Origin of the sequence: Aeromonas sp. PrichA-15 (assembly GCF_017939245.1) — a bacterium.
Lineage (GTDB): Bacteria > Pseudomonadota > Gammaproteobacteria > Enterobacterales > Aeromonadaceae > Aeromonas > Aeromonas caviae.
This window is the reverse complement of the sequence record NZ_JAGKRH010000001.1, coordinates 17,510-43,950: the sequence shown is the minus strand read 5'-3', so window position 1 is coordinate 43,950 and position 26,441 is coordinate 17,510. Positions and strand designations below refer to the sequence as shown.

Below are 26,441 nucleotides of genomic sequence, written 5' to 3'. Positions count from 1 at the left end.
CCGCATCGCTGCGGCCTTTGTTGCCGATAACGGCTTATTCGTCACCCTTGACGGTGGTCGCAATCGCCAGCTCGCCCAGTTGGGCCGGGTTGGCAAAGCTCGGGGCGTCTGTCATCAGACAGGCGGCCGCCGTGGTTTTCGGGAAGGCGATGACATCCCGGATGTTGTCGGTGCCGGTCAGCAGCATGCTGAGGCGGTCCAGACCGAAGGCCAGGCCAGCGTGGGGCGGGGTGCCGTATTTCAGGGCATCCAGCAGGAAGCCGAACTTCAGGCGCTGCTCGTCCGGGGTGATCCCCAGGATGTCGAACACGGTGGACTGCATCTCGCTGTTGTGGATACGGACAGAGCCGCCACCCACTTCGTAGCCGTTGATCACCATGTCGTAGGCGTTGGCGTAAGCGCCCACCGGGTTCGCTTTCAGCTCGGCCGGGCCCAGGTTGCTCGGGGCGGTGAAGGGGTGGTGCATGGCCGCCAGGCCGCCTTCGCCATCTTCTTCGAACATGGGGAAGTCGATGACCCACAGGGGCTTCCAGACGTTCTCCACCAGGCCCAGATCGCGGCCCACCTTCAGGCGCAGGGCGCCCATGGCATCGCACACCACTTTCTTGGAGTCGGCGCCGAAGAAGATGATGTCGCCATCCATCGCGCCGGTGCGGGCCAGGATCTCGCGCACGATGGCGTCAGAGAGGAACTTGGCCACCGGGGACTGCACCCCTTCGAGGCCGTTGGCTGCTTCGTTGACCTTCATCCAGGCCAGGCCCTTGGCACCGTAGATGCCGACGAACTTGGTGTACTCGTCGATCTGCTTGCGAGACAGCTCCGCGCCGCCCGGTACCTTCAGGGCCGCCACACGGCCTTTCGGATCCTTGGCAGGACCGGCGAACACGGCGAACTCCACCTCGGTCAAGAGATCTGCCACGTCCACCAGCTCCATCGGCAGGCGCAGGTCCGGCTTGTCGGAGCCGAAGCGGCGCATGGCTTCGTCGAAGGTCATGATGGGGAAGTCACCCAGGTCCACGTTCAGGATGTGCAGCCAGAGCTTGCGGATCATCTCTTCCATGATTTCACGCACCTGGGGCGCGGTCATGAAGGAGGTCTCCACGTCGATCTGGGTGAATTCCGGCTGGCGGTCGGCACGCAGGTCTTCGTCGCGGAAGCACTTGACGATCTGGTAGTAGCGGTCGAAGCCGGACATCATCAGCAACTGCTTGAACAGCTGGGGGGACTGCGGCAGGGCGTAGAACTTGCCCTTGTGCACGCGGCTCGGCACCAGATAGTCACGGGCCCCTTCCGGGGTCGCCTTGGTCAGCATCGGGGTCTCGATGTCGAGGAAGCCGTGCTCGTCCATGAAGCGGCGCACGAAGGCACTGGCCTTGGCACGGGTCTTCAGGTACTTGGCCATCTCGGGACGACGCAGGTCCAGGTAGCGGTACTTGAGGCTCACCTCTTCGCTGTTGACCTGGTTGAAGTCAAGGGGCAGCGGCTCGGCACGGTTGATGATGGTGAGCTCGTGGGCGAACACCTCGATGGCACCGGTGGCCATGTCGCTGTTGCGCTGGGAGTCGGGGCGGGTACGCACCACACCGGTCACCTGGATGCAGAACTCGCCGCGCAGCTCGGAGGCCAGGGCAAAGGCGTCCGGCTTGTCCGGATCGAAGAACACCTGCACGATGCCCTCGCGGTCGCGCATGTCGATAAAGATGAGGCCGCCGAGATCACGACGACGATGGACCCAACCGCACAATGTAATGGTCTGCCCGGCATGGGCCTCATTGACCTGTCCGCAATAGATAGAGCGCATGGACTTCTTCCTTCGAAATGGTAGAGAGACGGTTCATCCTGGGTCGCCGGGCACGACTGGCAAGCACCGTCTGTCTCACAGCTGGCCAGATCCTGCTTCTTGCCCGGTTTGAAATCTGTCTCGGGTCATCCGGCTCCCCGAGCCGGATTCTTACCGCCGCCCCAGGCAGGCCCCCGCTCCCGACCGGGATGACGAGTGGGCGCCGGGGTATCGGCTGGCGTCGTTGTCTGGCCACTGCCGGGCCGCGATCATCGTCACCCGGGGGCTCGGTCGCGCGCATTACGACAATGTGGCAAACAAAAGGGTTGGCATTATAGAGGAAAACCTCCATTTGGGTAAAATGGCCCGCAGCCCCCTTTACCCTGTTTTTTGTTGTTCTGGCGCAAAAAGGAGGGCAAAAGTGCGCCAACCTGCCGACAGGAACCATCATGAGCCTCTATTTGGGCCTGCCCCAGTGGTCACACCCGGCCTGGCCCGGCCAGTTGCTGGGGATGAATGCCAGGCCCGCCGAGCACCTCGCTGACTATGCCAGGGTGTTCAACTCCGTGGAGGGCAACACCACCTTCTACGCCTCACCGACCCCGGAGACGGTGCAGCGCTGGGCTGATGCGGTCCCCGACCACTTTCGCTTCAGCTTCAAGTTTCCCAAGGAGATCAGTCACCAGAGCGATCTGGTGAGCGCGGACAAACAGGTGACGGCCTTCATCCGCCTGCTGGCCCCCCTGCATGACAAGCTGGGGCTGCTCAAGCTGCAACTGCCCGCCCGCTTCGGGCCAGAGGGGCTGGCCCGTCTGGATGCCTTCTTCGCGCGGCTGCCCCAGGATTTCACCTATGCCCTCGAGGTGCGCCACCCCGATTTCTTCGCCAAGGGGGAGGCGGAACGGGCCCTCAACCGGATGCTGATGGCGCGGAGCATCAATCGCATCATGCTCGACAGCCGCCCGCTCTTCTCGGTGCCCGCCACCACGGCCGCCATGATCGATGCCCAGGGCAAGAAACCCAGGTTGCCGGTCCATCTGCTGGCCACGGGAGGTGCCCCGGTGGTGCGCCTGATTGGTTTGCCTCAAATCGAGGACAATCACCCATTTTTGCCACCATGGTTGCCACATTGGAAACAATGGCTCCAGGAGGGCAAGGATCTCTACCTCTTTGTCCACACCGCTGACAATGCCCGGGCCCCCGAACTCGCACGGCAGATCAGCCGCCTGCTCGGCCAGGAGATGGCCCCCTGGCCGGGAGAAAACGATCGCGCCCGCCAGGGGGTGCTGCCCTTTTGAGCGGCCCCCTCCCCGCCCCTTCTCCGTCCCCAAAAAAAGCCGCTTTTTTTGTGGTCCCACCGGGGTTGGCGTCAAGACAAACGCCCGCCTTTCCTCTACACTAGCGCCCCAAGTAAGGTCCCGGGCCTGGGTGCATGGCAATGCGTTGCCCACCCCAGCCCGGCACCCTGAGGGCCCGGACCATGGCCCGTTGCGAACAGGGGCAGCCCGACGGATCCCGGAGCAAGCAACCCCGTTCGTCAACCGGTGACGACGCCATTTCGATGCCCGTCCACCCAAGATTCAATTGAATAAAACAGCCGCCCACCACACCGGCTGTCAGGTTGCGTCAGCATGCACGATCAGATTTTTGCCGCCCCTATCGCCCGTCTGGGAGACTTCTGCTTTGACGAGCAGGTCGTCGACGTCTTCCCCGACATGATCCAGCGCTCGGTGCCCGGTTACAGCAACATCATCTCCGCCATCGGCATGATGGCCGCCCGCTACGCCCAGCCCCAGAGCCGCCTCTACGATCTCGGCTGCTCCCTCGGCGCCGCGACCCAGGCCATGCGCCGCCACGTCACCCAGCCCGGCTGCCAGATCACGGCGGTGGATCTCTCCCACCCCATGATCGAGCGGGCCCGCGCTCACCTCTCGGGCTTCAAGTCCGAGGTACCGGTGGATCTGGTGGAGGCGGACATCTGCGACATCCCCATCGAGAACGCCTCCGTGGTGGTGCTCAACTTCACCCTGCAGTTCGTCGCCCCCGAGAAGCGGGCCGCCCTCATCGCGCGCATCTTTGACGGCCTGCGCCCCGGCGGCATCCTCATCCTGAGCGAGAAGTTCCGCTTCGATGACGAGCAGGTCAACGAGCTGCTCATCGACTTGCACCTCGACTTCAAGCGGGCCAACGGCTACAGCGAGCTGGAAATCAGCCAGAAGCGCACCGCCCTTGAGAACGTGATGCGCACCGACACCCTGGCGGTCCATCAGGCGCGCCTGCGGGACGCAGGCTTCACCCACCTGGACCTCTGGTTCCAGTGCTTCAACTTCGGCTCCATGATTGCCATCAAAGCCAGCGACACCAACTAAGCCATGATCGATTTCGCCCATTTTTATCAACTGATCGCCAAGAACCGGTTGAGCCACTGGCTGCATACCCTGCCCGCCCAGCTGCACGCCTGGCAGCACGACAACCTGCACGGGGATCTGCCGCGCTGGAACCGCGCCCTCGCCAAGCTGCCCGTCGTGGCCCCCGGCCGGATCGAGCTCAAAGAGCGGGTCGCCATCGGCGGCCCCGATAGCCTGGGAGAGGGTGAGCGCAAGAAGACCGAGAGCCTGTTGCGCCAGCTCATGCCCTGGCGCAAGGGCCCCTTCCATGTGCACGGCATCCACATCGACACCGAGTGGCGCTCCGACTGGAAGTGGGATCGGGTGCTGCCCCACATCAGCCCGCTCCAGGGCCGCTACGTGCTGGACGTGGGCTGCGGCAGCGGCTACCACCTCTGGCGCATGGTGGGGGAAGGGGCGAAACTGGCGGTCGGCATCGACCCGAGCCCGCTGTTCCTCTGCCAGTTCGAAGCCATTCGCCACTTCGCAGGCAACGACCAGCGCGCCCACCTGCTGCCCCTCGGTATCCAGGAGCTGCCGGCGCTGCGGGCCTTTGACACCGTCTTCTCCATGGGAGTGCTCTATCATCGCAAGTCTCCCATCGAGCACATCGAGCAGTTGCGCAACCAGCTCAAAGACGATGGGGAGCTGGTGCTCGAGACCCTGGTGGTGGACGGCGACGAAAACCAGGTGCTGATGCCCTCCGATCGCTACGGCAAGATGCGCAACGTCTGGTTCCTCCCCTCGAGCGCGGCCCTCACACGCTGGGTCGAGCGCTGCGGGTTCACCGATGTGCGCATCGTCGACGAGAATATGACCAGCACCGACGAACAGCGTCGTACCGACTGGATGATTAACGAGTCCCTGAGTGACTATCTGGATCCACACAATCCTGCACTCACGGTCGAAGGATACCCGGCACCCAAACGTGCCGTACTGATCGCCAGAAAGGCCAAAGACTAGCCGATGGCGGCTGTGGAAGTTACACTGACCCAATTCCAGGAAGCACAGTTAAATGAATGACATGAAAAGCAAATTAAAAGGAATGACCCTGCTCTCCCTGCTCAGTCTCGGCGGGTGTGTCAGTATGGAAAAAGCCCCCCCGGCCCCGACCCTGACGCTGGCCGAGCTGCGCAACGAGATCTCGTTGAGCGAGCAACGTCTGCAAACATCCATGGAACAGCAACAGAAGCAGTATGTGCAGCAACAGCACCTGCTGGTTCAGCTCAACACCGATGTCACCAACATGAAAGAGTCCGTGAAGAAAGTCGACAGCAAGCTGGCTACCCTGCCTCCCGAGCCGCCCAAGGCCATGCCCATTCCCACCGAGAAGTGCCCGGCGCCGAGCCAGGGCCACACCGTCGATGGCAAGCTGCTGGTGGGTGAAGCGGAGTGGATCTGGGTTGACGCCGCCAACGACGCCTTCCAGGCCCGGGTCGACACCGGCGCCACTACCTCCTCCATCAGCGCCCAGGAGATCACCATCTTCGAGCGCAACGGCAAGAACTGGGTGCGCTTCTTCCTGAGCCACCAGGAGATGGACGACAAGATCCAGATTGAAGCGCCCCTGGTGCGTCACGTGCGGGTCCGTCAGGCTTCCGCCGACGATCTCGACCGTCGCCCCGTGGTCCGCCTTGCCGTGCGCATCGGCGACATGACCGAGAAGGCCGAATTTACCCTGAAGGACCGCAGCGACATGACCTTCCCCGTGCTGCTGGGCCGTGAATTCCTCAAAGACATCGCCGTGGTCGACGTGGCCCGCGAATATATCCAACCCAAACCCAAGCTCAAGGATGTGAAATAATCCATGGTTTCCCGTAAGCCGTTCTATCTGCTGGTCGCCCTGCTCTACATCGTCGGCCTGGGGATGACCTTCTATCATCACATCGCGCTGGACGTCCCGCTCACGCCGGGTGAAAAGCGCCAGATCTGGTCCATCGAAGCCAAACTCGAATTCGAGGCCACCGGCGAGCCGGTGATCGCCTCCCTGGCCATTCCGGGCACCCAGCCCGGCTTCACCCTGATGAACGAGAACGCCGCGAGCCCGGGCTATGGCCTGTCGTTCGTGGAAAAAGACGGGGATGCCCGCGCCGAGTGGTCCATCCGCGCCGCCTCCGGCCGTCAGGAGCTCTACTACCGGGTCGACATGATGGCCGATGCCCATGCCAAGCCCGCCGCCAACCCGCAGCCGCCCGCCATCGAGAAGCAGATCGAGAGCGAGCCCTACGCCACGGCCATGAAGCAGATCCTGGAGCGCGCCCAGGAGCGCTCCGCCGACGGGTACACCCTGACCCGCGAGATCATCAAGGAGATCGAGAAGCAGGAACAGAACGCCGAGCTGCTCAAGTCCCACAAGAGCCGCGCCAATCTGATTGCCGAGCTGCTCAACAACGCGGACGTCCCGGCGCGCGTGGTGCACGCCCTCAGCCTGGAAGATGGCCGTCGCCGTCAGGAGCTGGTGGATTACCTGCAGGTCTTCAACAGCCCGACTGACTACAAGCTGTTCAACCCGCAAAGCGGTGAACAGGGTCAACCGGCCAACCTGCTGCTGTGGGAGTACAACTCCGGCGCCCTCCTGGACGTCACCGGCGGTCACAACTCCCGCGTCACCTTCTCGATGATCGAGCAGGAGCAACCGGTCAACGTGGCCCTGGCCCAGAAGTTCGAAAAATCGGAGATGATGAACTTCTCCATCCACAGCCTGCCCCTGGAAGAGCAAGCCCTGTTCAAGGGTCTGCTGCTCATCCCCATCGGCGTGCTGATGGTGGTGTTCCTGCGGGTCATCGTGGGGATCAAGACCTCCGGCACCTTCATGCCGGTGCTGATCGCGGTCGCCTTCATCCAGACCTCGCTGGTCACCGGCCTCATCGGCTTCCTGCTGATCGTCGGCACCGGCCTGGTGATCCGTTCCTACCTCTCGAGGCTGAACCTGCTGCTGGTCGCCCGAATATCGGCGATCATCATCATGGTGATCTCGATGATCGGCATCTTCTCGGCGTTCGCCTTCAAGCTGGGGCTGACCGACGGCATGAAGATCACCTTCTTCCCGATGATCATCCTCTCCTGGACCATCGAGCGCATGTCCATCCTGTGGGAAGAAGAGGGTCCCAAAGAGGTGTTCCGCCAGGGCGGCGGTTCCCTGCTGGTGGCGGTCATCGCCTACCTGGCCATGGACAACGAGCTCATTCGTCACCTCACCTTCAACTTCCTCGGCCTGCAGCTGGTGCTGATGGCGACCGTGCTGTTGATGGGTAACTACACCGGCTACAAGCTGAGCGAGCTCAAGCGCTTCAAGCCGCTGGTGGACGAGATGAAGTCTGGTGCCACCCCGGGTAAGGACAAGTAACAGATGTGGTTCTGGCAGAAATACACCAGTCCGTGGAGCCTGTCCCAAGCAGGCATCCTCGGCATGAACAAGCGCAACCACTCCTACATCAGCCGCTACAACCCGCGCCGCCTCTATCCGCTGGTGGATGACAAGCTCAAGACCAAGCGCATCGCGCTGGATGCGGGGGTGACGGTGCCTGAACTCATCGGCACCATCCGCGAGCAGCACGACGTGACTCGCATCACCGAGCTGGTGAAGGACTGGCCGGGCTTCTGCATCAAGCCGGCCCGCGGCTCCGGCGGCAAGGGGATCCTGGTGATCCTGCGCCAGGAGGACGGCCTCTTCTACAAGCCCAACGGCAGCGCCGCCAACGGCCAGGATCTGGAGCGCCATGTCTCCAACATCCTGGCAGGGCTCTATTCCCTCGGCGGCAAGCCCGACGTGGCGCTGGTGGAAGGGCTCATCAACTTCGACGACGTGTTCGACGGCTACTCCTTCGAAGGGGTCCCCGATGCCCGGGTGATCATCTTCAAGGGGTTCCCGGTGATGGCCATGATGCGCCTCTCCACCTCGGCTTCCGATGGCAAGGCGAACCTGCACCAGGGCGCCGTGGGGGTAGGCCTGTGCCTGCGCACCGGCCGCGCCCTGCGGGCGGTGCAGTTTGGCAACCCGCTGCGCCACCACCCGGACACCGGCCTGGATCTCTACGATCTGAAGGTGCCCCACTGGGACACCCTGCTCAACCTGGCGGCCTCCTGCTACGAGATGTCCGGTCTTGGCTACATCGGGACCGACATGGTGCTGGACAAGTTCCGCGGCCCCATGCTGCTGGAGCTCAACGCCCGTCCGGGCCTTGCCATCCAGATCGCAAACGGTCGCGGCCTGGTGCCCAACCTCAAGACCATCGAGAAGCTGGGTCAGGTCAAGATGAACGTGGAGCAGCGGGTCAACTTCGCCAAGGATCACTTCGGTATCTTCGACGAATAGTCCGCCCCCCTTCTGCAAAAACGCGCCCACCGGCGCGTTTTTTTATGGCCGCTCCTGCGCGCAGGGCGCCCCGCCCGAAGGCCGATCCCCGTCACATCCCATGGCGGCCCCCCTTCAATGGCGCGGCACAAGGGGATAAGCTCCTGACCAATGAGGGGTGGCCAGCCCATCGGCGCAGGCCACCCCATGTGCGTGAGGCAGTGCGCCTGCCAGGGGGCACCGATTTGTCGGCGACAACGGGGCTTCTCGATGGTAGATTAATCAAATCAAATAGATAGCATCGATCGGGTTTCTCCTATGCAACGTTGGCCCAGCCTGAAGCAGCTCCAGTATCTGGTCGCTCTGGACGAGCACAAGAATTTCAACCGCGCAGCCAAGGCCTGCCATGTCAGCCAGTCGACCCTGAGTACCGGGATCCAGACCCTGGAGGACATGATGAACCTGCAACTGGTGGAGCGGGATCACAAGAGCTTCATCATGACGCCGGTCGGCATGGAAATCGTGGCGCGGGCGCGCAACCTGCTCTCCGACGCCCGGGATTTGATGGAGCTGGGGCAGCAGCAGGGGGGCGTCATGCACGGCACGGTGCGCCTGGGCTGCATCCCCACCATCGCCCCCTTCCTGCTGAGCAAGCTGCTGCAGGTGTGCGGCAAGGCCTATCCAGATCTGGAGCTGCTGCTGCGGGAAGACACCACCACCAATCTGCTCAAGCAGCTGGAGCAGGGGCAGCTCGATCTGCTGATCCTGGCGCTGCCGGTGGAGATCGGCGGCTTCCACAGCAAGACCGTCGGCCAGGATCCCTTCCACATGGTGATGCCCTCCCACATGGCGGCGGGCCTGCACATGCCGTTCGACTACAAGGAGCTGCCCAACCAGAGCATCTTCCTGCTGGAGCGGGAGCACTGCCTGACGGAGCACGCGGTGAGCGCCTGTCGGCTGCGGGACAAGAGCAAGATCAACCCGTTCGCCGCCACCAGTCTGCACACCCTGGTGCAGATGGTAGGGGCCGGTCTTGGCACCACCTTCCTGCCCCAGATGGCCATAGATGCGGGCATCCTCGACAACACGAACCTGGTGGCCATTCCCCTGCCCGGGGAGAAACCCTATCGGGAGATAGGCCTGGTGTGGCGCCCCAGCACCACCCGAGTACAGACCTTCTACAAGATTGCCGAGCTGCTGACGCCGCTCATTACCCCCAAACCGGCGGGGTGATCCGGTGGCTGCCCCCACAGGCGGCCACTCCTCAATGCCGTTGTCATTCAGGTTCCAGGCAGGATCATCGTCTATGATGAACCCCGTGCCCTATCAAGGAGTTGAGATGTTTCGCACCTTGCTGCTGCCCCTGCTGGCCCTGCTTCTCGCCGCCTGCTCCAGTACGCCGGAGCCTCCCCCTCCCGTGCGCCAGAGCGGCGCATTCGACAACTTCTATCAGCAGTGGCGCGGCGTGCCCTATCGCATGGGCGGTACCAGCCGCGCCGGTCTCGACTGCTCCGCCTTCACCCAGCTCGCCTACAGCCAGGTGCTGGGCTTCACCCTGCCCCGCACCACGGAATCCCAGGCGAGCCTAGGCAGCCCGGTGGACAGATACCGTCTCCAGCACGGGGACCTGGTATTCTTCAAGACCGGCTGGCAGCAGTACCACGTCGGGGTCTACACCGGGGCAGGTGAGTTCATCCACGCCTCCACCAGCAAGGGCGTGATCCGCTCGCGCCTCGACAACGTCTACTGGAACAGCCGCTACTGGCAGGCCCGCAGGCTGGTCCAGTAGGTGCGACCCCAAACATGAAAAGGCCCCGAGGGGCCTTTTCATGTTGTTGCCGGGTCAGTGCTTGCGGTGCCAGCGGGGCGAGGTGGCGCGCTCTCCCCAGGGGGTCATGCAGGGCAGCAGGGCCCCCTCGATGACGTCCTCATGGCTCGCCAGCGCCAGGGCAATCTTCTCGTGGAGCAGGCGCAGCAGGTTCTTCTCCTGGCCCGCCAGGGAGTGGCCCGCGGCGAAATACTCCTGCTGATGTTGCAGCGCCAGCTTCTGGGCAAACTCATAGGTGTTGAAACTGTCCGGCATGCGCGCGATCACGTCATCCAGCCGGGCCAGCAGGCTATGCAATTCCCTGGTCATGTGCGGTTCTCCCTCCAAGTTGGTGACCCACAATTACCCCTTATTGGATAGAAGACCAATCCGAATGCCTCAAAAATGGGAGCCCGGACACAGTTCCGGACAACGCTCCCCACTGGTAGCCACCCTCTGCCCTCGCCCGGTTTACAAGTCGGCAACGAATCGCTAGATTTGGACCGACTAATCAGTCGGTCACTTTTCGTGCGGAGCATGCCATGGACACCACCGTCACCCCCGCCTCACCGGACAAGTTCTCCCTCCCCGAGCAACTGCATCGGCTCAGGCAGGCCAGCCAGGCCACCCCCATGCCGGATCTGGCGTCCCGCCGCGCCAGACTTGACGCCCTCAAGCAGGGGTTGCTGCGCCACAAGCAGGCACTGTGTCAGGCCCTGGCCCGGGACTACGGCCAGCGCAGCGATTACGACAGCCTGATCGCCGATGTGCTCCCCTGCGTCATGCAGATCAACTACACCCTGAAACGGCTCAAGGGGTGGATGAAACCGGAGCGCCGTCATTCCGGCCTGCTGCTGGCACCCGCCAGGGTCGAGGTGCACTATCAGCCCCTCGGCGTGGTCGGCATCATGGTGCCCTGGAATTTCCCGGTGATGCTGAGCCTCGGGCCCCTCATCGGCGCCCTCGCTGCCGGCAACCGCGCCATGATCAAGCTCTCCGAGTTCACCCCTCACACCAACGCCGTGCTGCGCACCCTGCTCGATGAGGCCCTCGGCGGTGACGAGGTGGTGGTCATCGAGGGGGATGCGGGGATCGCGGCCACCTTCAGCGCCCTCCCCTTCGACCATCTCATCTTCACCGGCTCCACGGCGGTGGGTCGACTGGTGATGGCCGCGGCCGCCCCCCAGCTCACCCCCCTCACCCTGGAGCTCGGCGGCAAGAGCCCCTGTCTCATCGCCCCCGACATGCCCCTGGCCCTGGCGGTGGAGCGGATGATCTTCGGCAAGAGCCTCAACGCCGGCCAGATCTGCGTGGCCCCCGACTACGTGCTGCTGCCGAGGGGGCAGGAGCAGGCCTTTATCGAGGCCTATCAGGCCCATTTTCGCCGCCTCTACCCCAAAGGGCTCGAGAGCCCGGATTATGGCGCCATCATCAACGCCCCCCAGTACGAGCGGCTCACCGCCTGGCTGGAGGAGGCGAGGCAGGCCGGTGCCCAGATCCACCCCTGCGTCACGCCCGCCCAGGATGACGCCACCCGCAAACTGGTGCCCCACCTGCTGACCGAGGTACCCGGCCACTGCCAGGTGATGCAGCAGGAGATCTTCGGCCCCCTGCTGCCCCTGGTGCCCTATGACGACATCGAGGAGGCCCTGGCCTATGTGGCGGCCCGCCCCCGCCCCCTGGCGCTCTATCTCATGAGCCTGGACGAGACGCTGCAGCGCCGCCTCATTCGGGAGACCCACGCCGGGGGCATGGCCATCAACGAGAGTCTGTTCCAGGTGGCTGCGGACGATGCCCCCTTCGGCGGCATCGGTCCCTCCGGCATGGGCCACTATCACGGCCGCGAGGGGTTTCTCACCTTCTCCAAGGCGAAAACCGTGCTGCGCCGCGGACGCTTCAGCACAGGCTCCCTCATTCACCCCCCCTATCGGCGCTGGTACCAGCGGCTGATGATGGCCCTATTCCTGCGCTAGGAGGCGAGATGCGAGAAACCATGACCGACAAACGCCGCCAGATCCTGGATGCCGCCCTGGCCCTGTGCGCCGAGGATGGCCTGCAGGGCGCCGCCACCGCCCGCATCGCCAAGGCGGCCGGGGTGGCCAATGGCACCCTGTTTCATCACTTTCCCAGCAAGGAGGTGCTGATCCAGAGCCTCTACCAGGACATCAAGCTGCGCCTTGGCGCCGCCATCACCGAGGCCGATGCCGCCCTGCCGCTCCAGGAGCAGGCCCGCCACTACTGGCACCAGGCCATGGGCTGGATGCAGGCCCACCCCCGTGAGCTCAGGTTCGTGCTGGGCTTTTTCCACTCCCCCCTGCTGGCCCGCTCCCTGCGCAGCCAGATCCTGGCGGAGACCCTGCATTTTCTGCCGAGCCTGCTCGCCCGGGGCCAGGCCAGCGGCGAGCTGATGTCGGCCCCGCCGGCCCTGATGCTGGAGGTGTGCCAGGGCCAGTTTCTGGCCTGCGCCTCCCTCTTTGTCGATCAGCCTGAACTGGGAGAAGACCCCCACTGGCAGGAGAGCGCCTTCACCCTCTTCTGGTCCGCCATCAGCGGAGGTTCTCATGCGCCCTGACGCCCTGCTTGCCACCGGCAGGCGCCTCTGGATTGGCAGCCTGCTCTGGATCATCGGCCGCACCCTGTGCCGCGCCGCCCGGGTCGACGAGGCGGTGCGCCGCGAGCTTGCCCCCCTGCCGGATGGCCTCACCATCAGGCTGGAGGTAAACGGCATGACCCGGGGGCTGAGTCTCTACAAGTTCGCGGGGCGCTGGCACTGCGGTGAGGAGGCTGGCAGGGCGCATTCGACCTGTGCCCATAACGGCCCCCACCCCCTGCGGGTGCGCTTCAAGCACCCCGCCGTCGCCTTTCGCGCCCTCAGCTTTCGCCTCGGCATCAACCAGGCCTTTTGCGAAAACCGGCTGCTGGTGGAGGGGGATCTCGACGCGGCCATGCACCTGGTGCGAGCGCTTGAGCAGTTGCAGAGCCTGATCCTGCCCGCCTTCATCGCGCGGCCCCTGCTTCGCCACTACCCGGACCCGCATCGCAAGCTCGCGCGGGCCTGCCACATCTATCTGGGTCTTCTGACCGGTTGAACACGAGGAGAACGGGATGAGCCGTTATTACGATTTTTTCTGCCCGGTCAAGCTGATGGCGGGGGAGCAGGCACTGGAACAGTTGCCGGATGCCTTGAGGGGATTGAGAGCTGGCCGCCCGCTGCTGCTCACCGACAAGGGGGTCAGCGGCAGCGGGCTCGCCACCCTGCTGGCCGATGTGATGGCCGAAGGGGCCTTGCCGGTCGCCGCCATCTGGGACGAGATCCCGGCGGACTCCTCCACCGCCGTGGTGGAGCGGATCGCTCGCCACTACCGGGAGCTGGGCTGTGACAGCCTGCTCGCCCTTGGCGGCGGCTCCGTCATCGACACCGCCAAGGCGGTGAACATACTGGCGACTCTGGGGGGCGAGCAGCTGCTCGATTATGCCGGAGCGGATTGCCTGACCCGTCCCCTCAACCCCCTGGCGGTGGTCCCCACCACGGCGGGGACCGGCTCCGAAGTGACCCTGGTGGCGGTGATCAAGGACGAAGGGAGCGGGCGCAAGGTGCCCTTCACCTCCCCCTTCCTGCTGCCCCGGCTGGCGGTGCTGGATCCCCGCTTCACCCTGGGGCTGCCGCTGCCCATCACCGCCGCCACCGCCATGGATGCCATGACCCACGCCATCGAGGCCTTCATCGGCAACGGCAAGAACCCGGTCAGTGACGCCCTGGCCCTGATGGCGGTGGAGAAGATTGCCACCGCCCTGCCCAGGGTGCTGGCCCACCCGACAGACAAGGGCCTGCGGCTGCAACTGGCGGAGGGCTCCACCCTGGCGGGCATGGCGTTTTCCAACTCCATGGTGGGGCTGGTGCACGCCCTCGGCCACAGTCTGGGGGCGCGCTGCCACCTGCCCCATGGCCTCTGTATGAACCTCTTCCTGCCCACCGTGCTCGACTACAACCGGCCCGGCATCGACCCCGAGCTCGCCCGCCTGCTGCTGCCCCTGGTGGGGCCGGAGCGCTTTGCCGCGACCCCGGCCGAGGGGAGACCCCAGGCCACCATCGAGGCGTTGCAGGCACTGCGCGATACCCTGTGGCAGACGGTCAAGCTGCCCCGCACCCTGCGGGAGGCGGGCCTCACCGACAAGGCGCTGCTGCCCGGGATCCGGGATCTCGCCATCAACGACGGCGCCCTGCTCTACAACCGCAAGGATGCGGACAGGGAACAGTTGCTGGCCCTGCTGGAGCGGGCCTGGGAGTAGCAGGCCCCTTGCCCGTCAGGCATCGGGGGTGAAGACCCCGGTGGAGAGATAGCGATCCCCCCGATCGCAGATGATCGCCACCACCACCCCCTGCCCGATCTCCGCCGCCACCCGCAAGGCCCCGGCCACGGCGCCACCCGAGCTGACGCCGCAGCAGATCCCCTCTTCCCGCGCCAGCCGGCGCATCATGGCGAGGGACTCGTCGAGCGTCACATCCAGCACCCCATCGACCCGCGCAGGCTCGAAGATGGCGGGCCGGTAGGCCTCGGGCCAGCGACGAATGCCGGGGATCTGGCTCCCCTCGGCCGGTTGCAGGCCGATCACCGCCACCGCCGGGTTCTGCTCCTTGAGGTAGCGGGAGACCCCCATGATGGTGCCCGTGGTGCCCATGGCCGAGACGAAGTGAGTGACAGCCCCGCCGCTCTGGCGCCAGATCTCGGGGCCGGTGGAGCGGTAGTGGGCATCCGGGTTGGCGGGGTTGTTGAACTGATCGAGCACCAGCCCCTCCCCCCGCGCCTGCATGGCCAGGGCGAGGTCTCGCGCCGCTTCCATGCCCTCTTCCACCAGCACCAGCTCGGCGCCGTAGGCCTCCATGGCGTCGCGCCGCTCCTGGCTCATGTTGCTCGGCATGATGAGCCGCATCCGGTAACCCCGGGACGCCGCCACCATGGCCAGCGCGATGCCGGTATTGCCGGAGGTGGCCTCGATGAGCCGGGCCCCTGGCGCTAAGTGACCACTCGCCTCTGCCTGCCTGATGAGGTTCAGCGCCGCCCTGTCCTTGACGGAGCCGGCGGGGTTGTTGCCCTCCAGCTTCACCAGCAGGGTGACGCCGGGGTGCGGATTGATGCGGCGCAGCGCCAGCAGCGGGGTATTGCCTATCAGCTCGTCCAGGGTGGCGAAGGCCATGACGGATCCATCCTCTCTCAATGTTCTATACCTTGCCTTGCGACCATTCGCAGGCCGGCCAGTGTAAGCGAGCCCGCCATGGGCGCAAAGAATGGCGTTGGCAAACCCTGTCCGCCATGTTCTGATCTTCCCATTCACCCAGAGAGGACCCCCGATGAGCGACATCCTTCACCAGGCCGATCAGCAGCAGTTTGTCTGCACCGTGGACGGCAAGCTCTCCCGCCTTGCCTATCGCAGGCTGGACGCCACCACGGTGGACGCCTACAGCACCCAGGTTCCCCCCGAGCTGCGCGGACAGGGGATTGCCGACAAGCTGGCCCGCCGCTTCTACGACTGGACCCTCTCTGAGGGGCTCACCATAGTGCCGAGCTGCAGCTACATCGACGTCTGGTTGCGCCGCAATGCCGGTTGAAGCCGGGGCGCTGCGGGAGGCGCACTTGCGGGCCTGCACCGAGGCCCTGCTGCGGGCCGATCACCCGCGCATGGATTGCCTCCGGGCTGCGCGGGAGCTGGCCCTGCCCGACTGGGCCCTGGGGGCGGGGTTTGTGCGCAACCTCATCTGGGATCACCTCCATGACAAGGCCGAACCCACCCCGCTCAACGACATCGATCTTATCTATCTGGACAGCGCTGATCCGACTGGATTGAAGGAGGCCGATCACGAAGCCTGGCTCGCCGCCAGGATGCCGGGCCAGTTGTGGGAGGTGCGCAACCAGGCCCGCATGCATCTGCGCCAGCAGGTGCCTCCTTTTGCCAGCTCGCTCTCGGCCCTCAGCCACTGGGTGGAGATACCCACCTGCATCGGGGTCCGCCTGCTGGCAGATGATGCGTTCGAGTGGCTGGCCCCCTACGGCTTTGCCCCCAACTGGTCCCTGGTGGTGAGCCCCAATCCGCGCTGTCGCCAGGAGAGCCGTATCTTTAGCGAACGGGTCAGGGCCAAGGGGTGGCAACGCATCTGGCCTGACCTTGTGGTGAACTGGCCATGAGCGGATTGCAAAGGGCCGACAACCTTGGGCACACTAAGAAAAAGATGTTTGTAACTCAATGGGTTAAATAATGCGCGACTTCTTCTCTCTCGAGCGCTGGCTGCCGGGGCTCGCCGCCTTGCTGCAATACCAGCGGGCCTGGCTGATGCCGGATCTTCGCGCTGGCCTCTCGGTCGCGGCCGTGGCCCTGCCCGTGGCCATCGCCTATTCGGAGCTCGCCGGGGTAGGCGCCATCGTCGGCCTCTACTCCTGCATCCTGCCCATGGTGGTGTACGCCCTCTTTGGCACCTCCCGTCAGCTCATCGTCGGTCCGGATGCCGCCACCTGCGCGGTGATCGCCGCCGTGGTAACGCCGCTCGCCGCCGGGGATCCCACCCGTCACTGGCAACTGGTGATGACCATGACCGCCATGACCGGCTTCTGGTGCCTCATCGCCAGCCGCTTCAAACTGGGGGTGCTGGCAGACTTTCTCTCCCGCCCCATCCTGATGGGGCTGCTCAACGGGGTGGCCATCACCATCATGGTGGGCCAGCTCTCCAAGATCTTCGGCTTCACCTTCAGCGAGCGCTACCTGATAGAGCGGATCCTGAACGGCACCAGCTACATTACCCAGACCCATCTGCCCACCCTGGCCATGAGCCTGACCGCTCTGCTCACCCTGCTGCTGGCCAAGCGCTACAGACCGGCCTGGCCCTCCTCCATGGTGGCCATGGTGGTGACGGCGGCCCTGGTGTGGCTGTTCAATCTCGGCCGCGTCGACATCGCCACCCTGGGGACCATCGGCTCGGGGCTGCCCGCCTTCCAGATGCCGGACTTTCCCCCCGGGCTTATCCGTGAGCTGGTGCTGCCCGCCCTCAACCTCGCCATGGTGAGCTTCGTCTCCATGATGCTCACCGCCCGCAGCTTTGCCGCCAAGAACGGCTACGAGATTGATGCGGACAAGGAGTTTAGGGCGCTGGGCATGGCCAACCTGGCCGCCGCCGCCTCCCAGGGGTTTGCCATCAGCGGGGCGGATTCGCGCACCGCTGTCAACGATGCCAACGGCGGCAAAAGCCAGCTGGTCTCCATCATCGCCGCCGCCGTCATCGCCCTGGTCACCTTCTACCTGACGGCGCCGCTGCAGTACATTCCCACCGCCGCCCTCGGGGTGGTGCTGGTGATGGCCTCCCTGTCGCTCACGGATTTTCGCGGCCTCTGGGCCCTGCGCGAATCGGACCGCGCCGCCTTCTGGCTCGCCCTGGTGACCTTTGTCAGCGTGCTCACCATGGGGGTCATTCCGGGCATCACCCTCGCGGTGCTGCTGGGGCTGTTCCAGTTCCTGCGCAACGTGATGCGCCCCACCGACCAGCTGCTCGGCATGGACGACGAGGGCGTGGTGCGCACCCTGGGGGACAACGAGCAGGCCAAGGCGATTCCCGGCATCCTGGTCTACCGCTTCAACTCCCCGCTCACCTACTTCAACGCCCCCTACTTCAAGCGGCGGGTGCTGGCACTGCTGGTGCAGGATCCCCACAATCCCAGGTGCCTGGTGGTGGATGCGGTGGCCTGTTTTACCCATCAGGACATCAGCGTGATGAGCATGGTGGGAGAGCTGCACAAGGAGCTCAAGCGGCGCGGCATCCACATGGTGATGGCCGGTCGTCACGGCCAGATGAGCCAGTGGTTCAAACAGGCGGGGATTCGGGTCGGCGAGGATGGCATCATCCTCTGCCCCGACATGTATCAGGCCCTGCGCATGACCCGCTGCTACCGGGAGCCGGTGTTCCGGGACGACGAGGGGGTGGAGAGCACCACGGATGCCCTGCTCACCCGCTGGCCGCACGATGACGACCTGCCCGACTCGGCGCGCCTCACCCGCCCCAGCGAGCAGGAGGCCGGCGCCACGCCGGTCTGAGACACATCCCCTGGTCGCAGGCCCCCTCCTCCTGCGACCAGGATTGCACCCCGCCCCCGCTTGGTGTTAAATGCCCCTCCAGTTGGCCCTGACGAGGGCCATCGCCAGCACCTGGATATCCCATGCAGACTCAATCCCACGCGGGCCCGGGCTCCCTCTTCGCCCTGACCTGGCCACTGTTCATCGATCTGGCCCTCCACTTTCTGACCGGGGCCCTCAACACCTTCATGGTGGGCCACGTCTCCTATCAGGGGGTGGCGGCCCTCGCAGTGGGCAACCAGGTCTTCGATCTCGCCATCACCCTGTTCAGCTTCGTCAGCATCGGCACCAGCGTGGTGATCACCCAGTATCTGGGGGCGGGAGACAAGGAAAAAGCCCGCGTCGTCATCCACACCGCCATCGGCTTCAACCTGCTGGTGGGACTGGTGGCCGCGGTCGGCGTCATGGCGGGGGCCAGCACCATGCTGGCGCTGATGAACCTGCCTGCCCACCTGATGAGCGACGGCAGCCTCTACCTGCAGATCATCGGGCTTTGCCTGCTGCCGGAGGCGGCGGCCCTCTGTCTGGCCGCCACCCTGCGTGCCCACGGCCACACCCGCCAGGCCATGTACGTGACCCTCATCGTCAACCTCATCACCTTCGTCGGCAACCTGCTGCTGCTCTATGGCTGGTTCGGCCTGCCCCAGCTCGGGGTCGCCGGGGTCGCCATCAGCACGGTGGCGGGGCGCATCGTCGGGGTGGTGCTGCTGGTATGGCTGGTGGCGCGCAAGACCGGCATCCGGCTGCGTCTGCCGGAAATCGTCCGCCCAAGCCGCGCCATGCTGGACAAGGTGCTGCACATCGGTCTGCCGGCGGCAGGGGAGAACCTCTCCTGGATGCTGCAGTTCATGGTGGTGACCGCCTTCGTCGGCCTGCTCGGCGACAAGGCGCTGGCGACCCAGTCCTACTTCTTCCAGATCTGCCTGTTCATCCTGCTGTTCGGCCTCTCCATCGGCCTTGGCAACGAGATCATCATCGGCCACCTGGCGGGGGCCCGACGCTTCGATCAGGCCTATCGCCAACTGATGAAGAGCCTGAAACTCGGCCTCATCGTCACCGCCGCCATCGCCATCGCCGCCGCCCTCAACGGCCGCGCCATCATCAGCCTGTTCACCGACGACGCCGACATCATCACCCAGGTGGCGCAGCTCTTCCTCATCAGCCTCATCCTCGAACCCGGTCGCACCTTCAATCTGGTGGTGATCAACGCCCTGCGCGCCACCGGGGATGCCCGTTTCCCGCTCTACATGGCGCTCGTCTCCATGTGGGGCATTGCCGTTCCCCTGGCCTATTTCCTTGGTATCATGCAGGGCTATGGCCTGGTAGGCATCTGGCTGGCCCTCGCCTGCGACGAGTGGGTGCGCGGTCTGGCCATGTTCTGGCGCTGGCGCAGTCGTCGCTGGCAAAACAAAATTCTTGTCGAAACATAAGCGGAATCACCATGAAGAAAATCGGACTCTTGTTGACGGCCATCCTGCTCAGCCCGCTCGCCATGGCGCAAACCGCCCCGGCGACCCGCAAGGCGCAGGCTCCCCAGACCTGGTATGTGGCCCCCATCGTCATCGACGAGACCAGCGAAGCCCAGAAGGCCCTGACCAAGGAGTTCACGGCCCAGATGATCAAGACCATCAAGATCAACGAGTACCAGACCGGCAAGGCGGTGGGCAAGACCAAATCGCCCAAGTGGCTGATCCGCACCAAGCTGATGCCCGCAAGCCAAGAGCCCCTGGTCGGCAAGAAGCACCCGCAGGGCCTCACCTACGGCAAGGGCATCCCCACCCAGGAGATCGTCGGCGAGCTCATCATGAACGGCACCCTGGTGGCCCACATCGGTCAGGGCTGGCGCGAACCCATCGTGCCGGGCACACCGGTGGCGGAGAAGATCTCCATCGCCAACTACCAGTACGCCATCGGCAACGAGGCCAAGGCGCCGGATCTGGAAGAGCTGGCGGCGCAGATCGGTTTCGAGGCAGGCAAGGTGATTGCCAGAGACGGCAAGCCCCTGCCCGAGAAGAAAAAGAAAAAAGAGTAAACGGCTCACCCGTTTCCAGTCAGGGGCCTCGCGCCCCTTTCTGTTGCCCGCCCCGTTGCAGACCCCCTCTCCCGAATGTGAAGCGGATCCCGCTTCTTTCCTCTGCTGCCCCTGGGTCAGCAGGCAATCATCATGTAATTCAAACAGTTAAAAATAACCCTTCCCATGCAGCAAATCCGTGGCCCCGAATTGGATCGGGATCACGTTTCTCCCCGGCAGTAAGGGGTACTTTGGTCTTGCAGGCACAATCAAACGACAACAAGGAGGCTTCATTACATGTTTCCGGAGTACAGAGATCTCATCTCGAAACTGAAGAGCAGTGATGTCCATTTCCAGAAGAAGTTTGACTTGCACAACGACCTGGATGCGGAGATCAGAAAGCTGGAGAAACACCACGCCAGCGACTACAGCTCCGAGGTGAAGGATCTGAAAAAACAGAAACTTAAACTGAAAGAGGAGATATACGACATCCTCAAACAACATCCACACTAGACGCCTCGACGAATACCTGGATAAGCAACTTATCCTGCCAGCCCGGCCCGACGCCGGGCTTTTTGTTGGCCGCCCCAAGGCGCGGCAACGGCCACTTCCCTTGGCACCGGAAAACGAAGCGGGCCAATGGCCCGCTTTGTCTTACCTGTTTCATCCCATGATCACACCGGCGGATGGAACTGGCTGGCCTCGCGGGTGGCCATTTCCTCGTAGGTGGCCCACTTCTGCCACGCCACTTGTTGCGCCACCTGCATCAACCGCTCGGCCTCCTGTGGATGGCTCTGGGCCAGCACCCGATAACGGGTCTCCTCCTGCCGGTATTCGGCAAGGGGGATGGAGGGGCGCAGGCTGTCGAGGCTGAAGGGGTTCTGCCCGGCGCTGCGCAGTACCGGGTTGTAGCGCATCAGCGGCCAGTGGCCCGAATCGACCGCACGCTTCTGTTGGGCCAATCCCTGCTCCATGTCGATGCCGTGGGCGATGCAGTGGCTGTAGGCGATGATAAGGGACGGGCCCGGATAGGCTTCCGCTTCCCGCAAGGCCTGTAGCGCCTGCTGCGGGTTGGCACCAAAGGCGATGCGGGCGACATAGACGTTGCCGTAGGAGATGGCCTGCAACGCCACATCCTTCTTGGCCAGCGTCTTGCCTCCCGCCGCGAACTTGGCGACAGCGCCGAGCGGGGTCGATTTCGACATCTGACCGCCGGTGTTGGAGTAGACCTCGGTATCCATCACCAGCACGTTCACATCGCGGCCGGAGGCGAGCACATGGTCGAGCCCCGCCGAGCCGATGTCATAGGCCCAGCCATCGCCGCCCACTATCCAGACCGAGCGGCGCACCAGCTGATCAATCAAGGAGAGCAGCTCGCGAGCCTTGCCGGATTTCACCTCTTCCAGCCGCTCCCGCACTTGCGCGACCCGGGTACGCTGGGCGCGGATCTCAGACTCCAGCCGCTGCGGGGCGCTGATCAGCGACTCGACTAGCTCTGCGCCCAACTCCCCCTTCATCGCCTGCAAAGCCGCCATCGCCTGACCGTGATGCTGATCGGCGGTGAGGCGAAAACCAAAGCCAAACTCGGCGTTGTCCTCAAACAATGAGTTCGACCAGGCCGGCCCCTTCCCTTCGCCGTTCTTGGCCCACGGCGTGGTCGGCAGGTTGCCGCCGTAGATGGAGGAGCAACCGGTGGCGTTGGCCACCAGCATGCGATCACCAAACAGCTGGGTCAGCAACTTGAGATAGGGGGTCTCGCCACAGCCGGCGCAAGCACCGGAGAACTCGAACAGGGGTTCGAGGAACTGGGTGCCGCGCACGGTGGAGAAGTCCACCCGCTCGCGGGCAGGCCAGGGCAGGCTTTCGAACCAGCGCAGCGCCTGCTTCTGGCCAGCCAGATGGGGCGCCTTGTCCATCATGGCGATGGCGCGCTCGCCTTGATGGCGGGCATCCGCTCCGGCCCGCACCGGACAGGCCTGCACGCACTGGCCGCAGCCGGTGCAATCTTCCGGATAGAGCTGCAAGGTGTAGCGACTGTCGGGGAAGCCCTTGGCGGTGACGGGCACCGACTGCGCTGCCTCGGGGGCGGTCGCCAGCCAGTCCTGATGGTAGAACTTGGCCCGCAGCGCCCCATGGGGGCAGACAAAGACGCAGTTGCCGCACTGGATACAGATATAGGAGTGCCAGATGGGGATCTCGCGGGCGATATCCCGCTTCTCGAAGCGGCTGGTGGCGGTGGGGTAAGTGCCATCCACCGGCAGCATGGAGACCGGGATACGATCGCCACGCCCCGCCAGCATCTCGCCTGTGACCCGCTGGACAAACTCGCTGCCGCCGGGTGCCAGTGGCAGCGGATAGTCGCTGATCGGCTCCTCACCGGCCGGGATGGCCACCTGATGGAGATGAGCCAGGGTGTCGTCCACTGCCGCGAAGTTGCGCTCGACCACTTCGGGCCCCTTGCGGGCATAGCTCTTCTCGATGCTCTCCTTGATCAGCGCAATCGCCTCGTCCCGCGGCAAGATACCGGCCAGCGCGAAGAAGCAGGTCTGCATGATGGTGTTGATGCGATTGCCCATGCCGTTGCGCTCGGCCACCCGATCGCCGTCGATGCAATGGAGCTGAATATTGAGGGAGCGAATGCGGGCGCGCAGCCGCTCGGGCAGCTCGGCCCAGACACGGTCAGGCTCATGGGGAGCATTAAGCAGCAGGGTAGCCCCTTCCGCGGCATGTTCCAGCAGGTCTACCGACAGGGCAAAGCCCCACTGGTGGCAGCCGATAAAGCTCGCCTGCTCGATAAGCCAGGGGGCATCGATGGGCTCGGGGCCAAAGCGCAGGTGGGAGACGGTGCGCGAGCCCGACTTCTTGGAGTCGTAGACGAAGTAGCCCTGAGCGTGGAAGCCCTCCAGCTCGCCGATGATCTTGATGCTGTTCTTGTTGGCGCCGACTGTGCCGTCGGCACCGAGGCCGAAGAAGAGCGCCCGCACCCGACTGGCGGGCTCCAGATCGCCGATGGGGTGCCAGGCCAGACTGAGGCCCGACACATCATCGACAATCCCCACCGTAAAGCGCGGTCGCGGCGCATCGGATGCCAGCTCCTCGAACACAGCCGCGCACATGGCAGGGGTGAACTCTTTGGAAGAGAGGCCGTAGCGGCCGCCGCTCAGCCACGGCAACCGCTTGATAAGGCCGCGCTGCAAACCGTCGATCAGCGCGCTCTGCACATCCAGCAGCAGCGGCTCGCCACCGGCCCCCGGCTCCTTGGTGCGATCCAGCACCGCCATGCGCCGCACGCTCGCGGGCAGCGCATCGAGCAGCGCCTGTACCGGGAAGGGGCGATAGAGGCGAATGACCAGCACCCCGGTCTTACGATCCTGCTGGTTGAGCCAATCCACCGTCGTGCGGGCGGTGGCGGCCCCCGAGCCCATCAGCACGATGACGTCGGTGGCATCCGGGGCGCCGTGATACTCCACCAGCCGGTAGTGGCGGCCGGTCAGCTCACCGAGGCTCTCCATGCACTGCTGCACCCGGGCCGGCACCGCCTCGTAGAAGGGGTTGACGCTCTCGCGGGACTGGAAATAGGTATCCGGGTTCTGGGCGGTGCCACGCATAACCGGATGATCCGGGTTGAGCGCCCGGGCACGGTGGGCCCGCACCCAGTCGTTGTCGATAAGGGCCCGGATCTCATCTTTGTGCAGCGCGGTGATCTTGTTCACCTCGTGGGAGGTACGGAACCCGTCGAAGAAGTGGATAAAGGGCACCCGGCACTGCAAGGTGACACTGTGGGCGACCAGGGCCAGGTCCTGCGCCTCCTGCACCGAGCCGGAGGCGAGCATGGCAAAGCCGGTGCTGCGCGCCGCCATCACGTCCTGATGGTCGCCAAAGATCGACAGCCCCTGCGCCGCCAAGGATCGGGCCGCCACATGGAACACCGCCGAAGTCAGTTCACCGGCGATCTTGTACATGTTGGGCAGCATCAGCATCAGTCCCTGACTGGCGGTGAAGGTGGTGGCGAGCGCCCCCGCCTGCAGGGCGCCGTGTACCGTGCCAGCCGCTCCTCCTTCGCTCTGCATCTCTACCACGGTGGGGATGTTGCCCCAGAGGTTGGTCTGCCCTTGTGCCGCCCAGGCATCGGCCAGTTCGGCCATGGTCGAGCTCGGGGTAATAGGGTAGATGGCACACACTTCGCTCAGCTGGTACGCCACCCGGGCCGCGGCTTCGTTGCCGTCGACCATGATCAATTCATGTTTCATTGGGACTCCTCCGGTTGGCGAAGCTCGATGGCGTGGCAGGGACACTGGTCGTGGCAGGCACCGCAGCCGGTGCAACGCTCGGCATCCACCTGATACCCCAGACCCGGCCCCAGCTTGGCGATGGCCTGCTCGGGGCAACTGCCATAGCAGCCGTCGCACTCGAAGCAATTGCCGCAGGAGTAACAACGCGCCGCCTCGTAACGGGCGGCCACCTCATCCAGCCCGCCGATGATCTCGCCAAAGTCGTCCCGCGCCCACGCCGGTTTGACCGGCTGACTGCTGGCCGGCGCATGGGTCTGGAACCAGAGTTGCAACTGCTCGGGCCCTACCAGCGGCTTCCCTGCCTGCAAATGGGAGAGCGGTTTGTGATAGTGGCGACCACGCAGCCAGGCATCCATATGGCGTGCCGCCTTCTTGCCGTGACCGGTGGCGATGGTGACGGTGCGCTCGGAGGGCACCATGTCGCCACCGGCAAAGAGGCCCGGCACATCCGTCATCAGGTTCTCGCCAACCTGTACTACTCCCTCCTTGCTGACCCGCACGCCGGGAATGCTCTCCAGCACGCTCAAGTCCACCTCCTGACCGAGCGCCAGAATGAGGGAGTCCGCTTCGAGGGTTTCAAACTTGCCGGTGGGCACCGGTTTGCCCTCGGCATCCAGCGCCATCACCTCCACCTCGATGTTGGTGTTGTCGAGCTGGCGGATGGTGCGCAGCCAGTTGATCTTGATCCCCTCCTCCTCGGCCTCATCGGCTTCAAAGGCGTGAGCCGGCATATGGTCCCGGTCGCGGCGGTAGATGATCATCGCCTCTTCCACACCGAGGCGGCGGGCGGTGCGAGCCGCATCCATGGCGGTGTTGCCGCCACCGTAGATGGCCACCCGCCGCCCCAGTTTGGGTGGCGGCAAGCCCTGCTCTTCGGCAAGACTGGCCTGCTCGAGGAAACTCACCGCATCGAGGATCTTGCCCGCCTCCCGGGCCGGAATGTTGACCCGCTTGGCCAGATGGGCACCGATGGCCATGAAGACGGCGTCAAAGCCCCCCTCGTCGCGCTCGCACAGCACATCCTCCACCTTGTGGTTCAGGGTCAGCGTCACCCCGGCCGCCACGATGCGGGCCACCTCCCGATCCAGCACGTCGCGGGGCAGACGATAAGCGGGAATACCGAAACGCAGCATGCCGCCCGCCAGCGGCCCCGCTTCGCGGATCTCCACCTGATGGCCGAGCCGATTGAGGTGCCAGGCGCAGGAGAGGCCGGAGGGACCGGCACCGATCACCAGCACCTTCTTGCCGCTGGCGGGTGCGGGGGGCGCTGGCAGCCAGCCGCGGGCCAGCGCCTCGTCGCCGAGGAAACGCTCGATGGCGTGGATGGAGACGGCCTCGTCCACCTGGGCGCGGTTGCAGGCCGTTTCGCAGGGGTGATAACAGACCCGCCCGTGGACCGCAGGCAGGGGATTTTCTTCGATGAGGCGTTGCCAGGCCGCCTCAAAGCGGCCCGCTTCGGCCAGGGCAAGCCAGGCCTGGATGTTCTCGCCAGCCGGGCAGGCATGGTTGCAAGGTGGCAGGGCCGGCCGCCAGACGGGCAGCCGGGTGCGGACCGGGCCTGTTCCCGTTTTCTGGGAGAGATCCGGCTGCGGGGTCATATCCAGTTGTTTGCTCATACATTGCTTTCTTCTTTTTGTGTGACAGGCCCCATCCGAATGCGCTTGATACCGTTTTGCCTGGGCAGACGGTGGCCGGAGAGGGAAGAAGCGAAAGCGTCAGAAACTGGAAGCTGGCCCGATGATGGGCCTTTTTTTG

At 64.7% G+C, this 26,441-nt stretch carries 23 protein-coding genes; 18 read left to right on the top strand and 5 right to left on the bottom strand.

Features of this window, described 5'->3' with window-relative positions:
- Positions 1–34 precede the first annotated feature (34 nt).
- A complete protein-coding gene (aspS, locus tag J9889_RS00190) occupies positions 35–1,801 on the bottom strand; it encodes an aspartate--tRNA ligase (RefSeq protein ID WP_043155207.1) in 1,767 nt (588 codons plus the stop codon).
- Between the two features lie 428 nt (positions 1,802–2,229).
- Here aspS and J9889_RS00185 point away from each other — a divergent pair, with 428 nt between their 5' ends.
- From J9889_RS00185 to J9889_RS00150, 8 genes are all read left to right on the top strand, one after another.
- Complete coding sequence (locus J9889_RS00185) at positions 2,230–3,078, top strand: DUF72 domain-containing protein (protein WP_113977971.1); 849 nt, start codon at positions 2,230–2,232, stop codon at positions 3,076–3,078.
- Positions 3,079–3,411: 333 nt separating this feature from the next.
- A complete protein-coding gene (cmoA, locus tag J9889_RS00180) occupies positions 3,412–4,149 on the top strand; it encodes a carboxy-S-adenosyl-L-methionine synthase CmoA (RefSeq protein ID WP_042882621.1) in 738 nt (245 codons plus the stop codon).
- A 3-nt stretch (positions 4,150–4,152) separates the two neighbouring features.
- Positions 4,153–5,130, top strand: a complete 978-nt coding sequence (cmoB, locus tag J9889_RS00175; protein WP_053288620.1) for a tRNA 5-methoxyuridine(34)/uridine 5-oxyacetic acid(34) synthase CmoB — start codon at positions 4,153–4,155, stop codon at positions 5,128–5,130.
- A gap of 82 nt (positions 5,131–5,212) precedes the next feature.
- Complete coding sequence (locus J9889_RS00170; protein ID WP_010674089.1) at positions 5,213–5,971, top strand: ATP-dependent zinc protease; 759 nt, start codon at positions 5,213–5,215, stop codon at positions 5,969–5,971.
- A gap of 3 nt (positions 5,972–5,974) precedes the next feature.
- Positions 5,975–7,513, top strand: coding sequence for an inactive transglutaminase family protein (locus J9889_RS00165; RefSeq protein WP_041215543.1), 1,539 nt, complete (start codon positions 5,975–5,977; stop codon positions 7,511–7,513).
- A 3-nt stretch (positions 7,514–7,516) separates the two neighbouring features.
- Entirely contained in the window at positions 7,517–8,482 is a 966-nt protein-coding gene (locus tag J9889_RS00160; protein WP_039039849.1) for an alpha-L-glutamate ligase-like protein, read from the top strand.
- A 297-nt stretch (positions 8,483–8,779) separates the two neighbouring features.
- Entirely contained in the window at positions 8,780–9,694 is a 915-nt protein-coding gene (locus J9889_RS00155) for a hydrogen peroxide-inducible genes activator (protein ID WP_128274259.1), read from the top strand.
- 106 nt (positions 9,695–9,800) lie between these two features.
- Entirely contained in the window at positions 9,801–10,250 is a 450-nt protein-coding gene (locus J9889_RS00150; protein ID WP_210555797.1) for an NlpC/P60 family protein, read from the top strand.
- A 54-nt stretch (positions 10,251–10,304) separates the two neighbouring features.
- Here the strand turns inward: J9889_RS00150 and J9889_RS00145 are convergent, their stop codons facing one another.
- Positions 10,305–10,598, bottom strand: coding sequence for a hypothetical protein (locus tag J9889_RS00145; protein WP_041212706.1), 294 nt, complete (start codon positions 10,596–10,598; stop codon positions 10,305–10,307).
- A gap of 212 nt (positions 10,599–10,810) precedes the next feature.
- Between J9889_RS00145 and J9889_RS00140 the strand changes: the two genes are divergently transcribed.
- The 4 genes from J9889_RS00140 to J9889_RS00125 are packed head-to-tail and all read left to right on the top strand — an operon-like array spanning position 10,811 to position 14,558.
- The gene (locus tag J9889_RS00140) at positions 10,811–12,241 is read left to right on the top strand and encodes a coniferyl aldehyde dehydrogenase (RefSeq protein WP_113977968.1); all 1,431 of its coding nucleotides are present in this window, start codon (positions 10,811–10,813) and stop codon (positions 12,239–12,241) included.
- An 8-nt stretch (positions 12,242–12,249) separates the two neighbouring features.
- A complete protein-coding gene (locus tag J9889_RS00135; protein ID WP_039039851.1) occupies positions 12,250–12,840 on the top strand; it encodes a TetR/AcrR family transcriptional regulator in 591 nt (196 codons plus the stop codon).
- Positions 12,830–13,357 (top strand): hypothetical protein, encoded by a 528-nt coding sequence (locus tag J9889_RS00130; protein WP_113977966.1) that lies wholly within the window; start codon positions 12,830–12,832, stop codon positions 13,355–13,357. The genes J9889_RS00135 and J9889_RS00130 overlap by 11 nt, the downstream gene beginning before the upstream one ends.
- 16 nt (positions 13,358–13,373) lie before the next feature.
- Positions 13,374–14,558: an iron-containing alcohol dehydrogenase gene (locus tag J9889_RS00125; protein ID WP_210555796.1), complete on the top strand. Its 1,185-nt coding sequence runs from the start codon at positions 13,374–13,376 to the stop codon at positions 14,556–14,558.
- 15 nt (positions 14,559–14,573) lie between these two features.
- On the opposite strand, the gene cysM is transcribed toward J9889_RS00125, so the two are convergent.
- Positions 14,574–15,464 carry a cysteine synthase CysM gene (gene cysM / locus J9889_RS00120; protein WP_210555795.1) on the bottom strand — a complete coding sequence of 297 codons (891 nt, stop codon included), beginning with the start codon at positions 15,462–15,464 and terminating at the stop codon, positions 14,574–14,576.
- Between the two features lie 154 nt (positions 15,465–15,618).
- Here cysM and J9889_RS00115 point away from each other — a divergent pair, with 154 nt between their 5' ends.
- The 6 genes from J9889_RS00115 (at position 15,619) to J9889_RS00090 (ending at position 20,907) form a co-directional block, all read left to right on the top strand.
- A complete protein-coding gene (locus J9889_RS00115; RefSeq protein WP_041212700.1) occupies positions 15,619–15,876 on the top strand; it encodes a GNAT family N-acetyltransferase in 258 nt (85 codons plus the stop codon).
- Positions 15,866–16,450: a nucleotidyltransferase family protein gene (locus tag J9889_RS00110; RefSeq protein ID WP_042865187.1), complete on the top strand. Its 585-nt coding sequence runs from the start codon at positions 15,866–15,868 to the stop codon at positions 16,448–16,450. Before J9889_RS00115 ends, J9889_RS00110 begins: the two co-directional genes overlap by 11 nt.
- A 70-nt stretch (positions 16,451–16,520) precedes the next feature.
- Positions 16,521–18,344, top strand: a complete 1,824-nt coding sequence (locus tag J9889_RS00105) for a SulP family inorganic anion transporter (RefSeq protein ID WP_182976443.1) — start codon at positions 16,521–16,523, stop codon at positions 18,342–18,344.
- A gap of 122 nt (positions 18,345–18,466) precedes the next feature.
- Positions 18,467–19,813, top strand: coding sequence for an MATE family efflux transporter (locus J9889_RS00100; RefSeq protein ID WP_045525276.1), 1,347 nt, complete (start codon positions 18,467–18,469; stop codon positions 19,811–19,813).
- A gap of 11 nt (positions 19,814–19,824) precedes the next feature.
- On the top strand, positions 19,825–20,415 hold the full coding sequence (locus J9889_RS00095; RefSeq protein ID WP_210555794.1) for a hypothetical protein: 591 nt from the start codon (positions 19,825–19,827) through the stop codon (positions 20,413–20,415).
- A 276-nt stretch (positions 20,416–20,691) separates the two neighbouring features.
- On the top strand, positions 20,692–20,907 hold the full coding sequence (locus J9889_RS00090) for a DUF465 domain-containing protein (RefSeq protein WP_005313020.1): 216 nt from the start codon (positions 20,692–20,694) through the stop codon (positions 20,905–20,907).
- Positions 20,908–21,068: 161 nt separating this feature from the next.
- Here J9889_RS00090 and nifJ read toward each other — a convergent pair whose 3' ends face one another.
- Both nifJ and J9889_RS00080 read right to left on the bottom strand, forming a co-directional pair.
- A complete protein-coding gene (gene nifJ, locus J9889_RS00085) occupies positions 21,069–24,644 on the bottom strand; it encodes a pyruvate:ferredoxin (flavodoxin) oxidoreductase (RefSeq protein WP_210555793.1) in 3,576 nt (1,191 codons plus the stop codon).
- Positions 24,641–26,302: an NAD(P)-binding protein gene (locus J9889_RS00080; protein ID WP_210555792.1), complete on the bottom strand. Its 1,662-nt coding sequence runs from the start codon at positions 26,300–26,302 to the stop codon at positions 24,641–24,643. Before J9889_RS00080 ends, nifJ begins: the two co-directional genes overlap by 4 nt.
- Between the last annotated feature and the right edge of the window lie 139 nt (positions 26,303–26,441).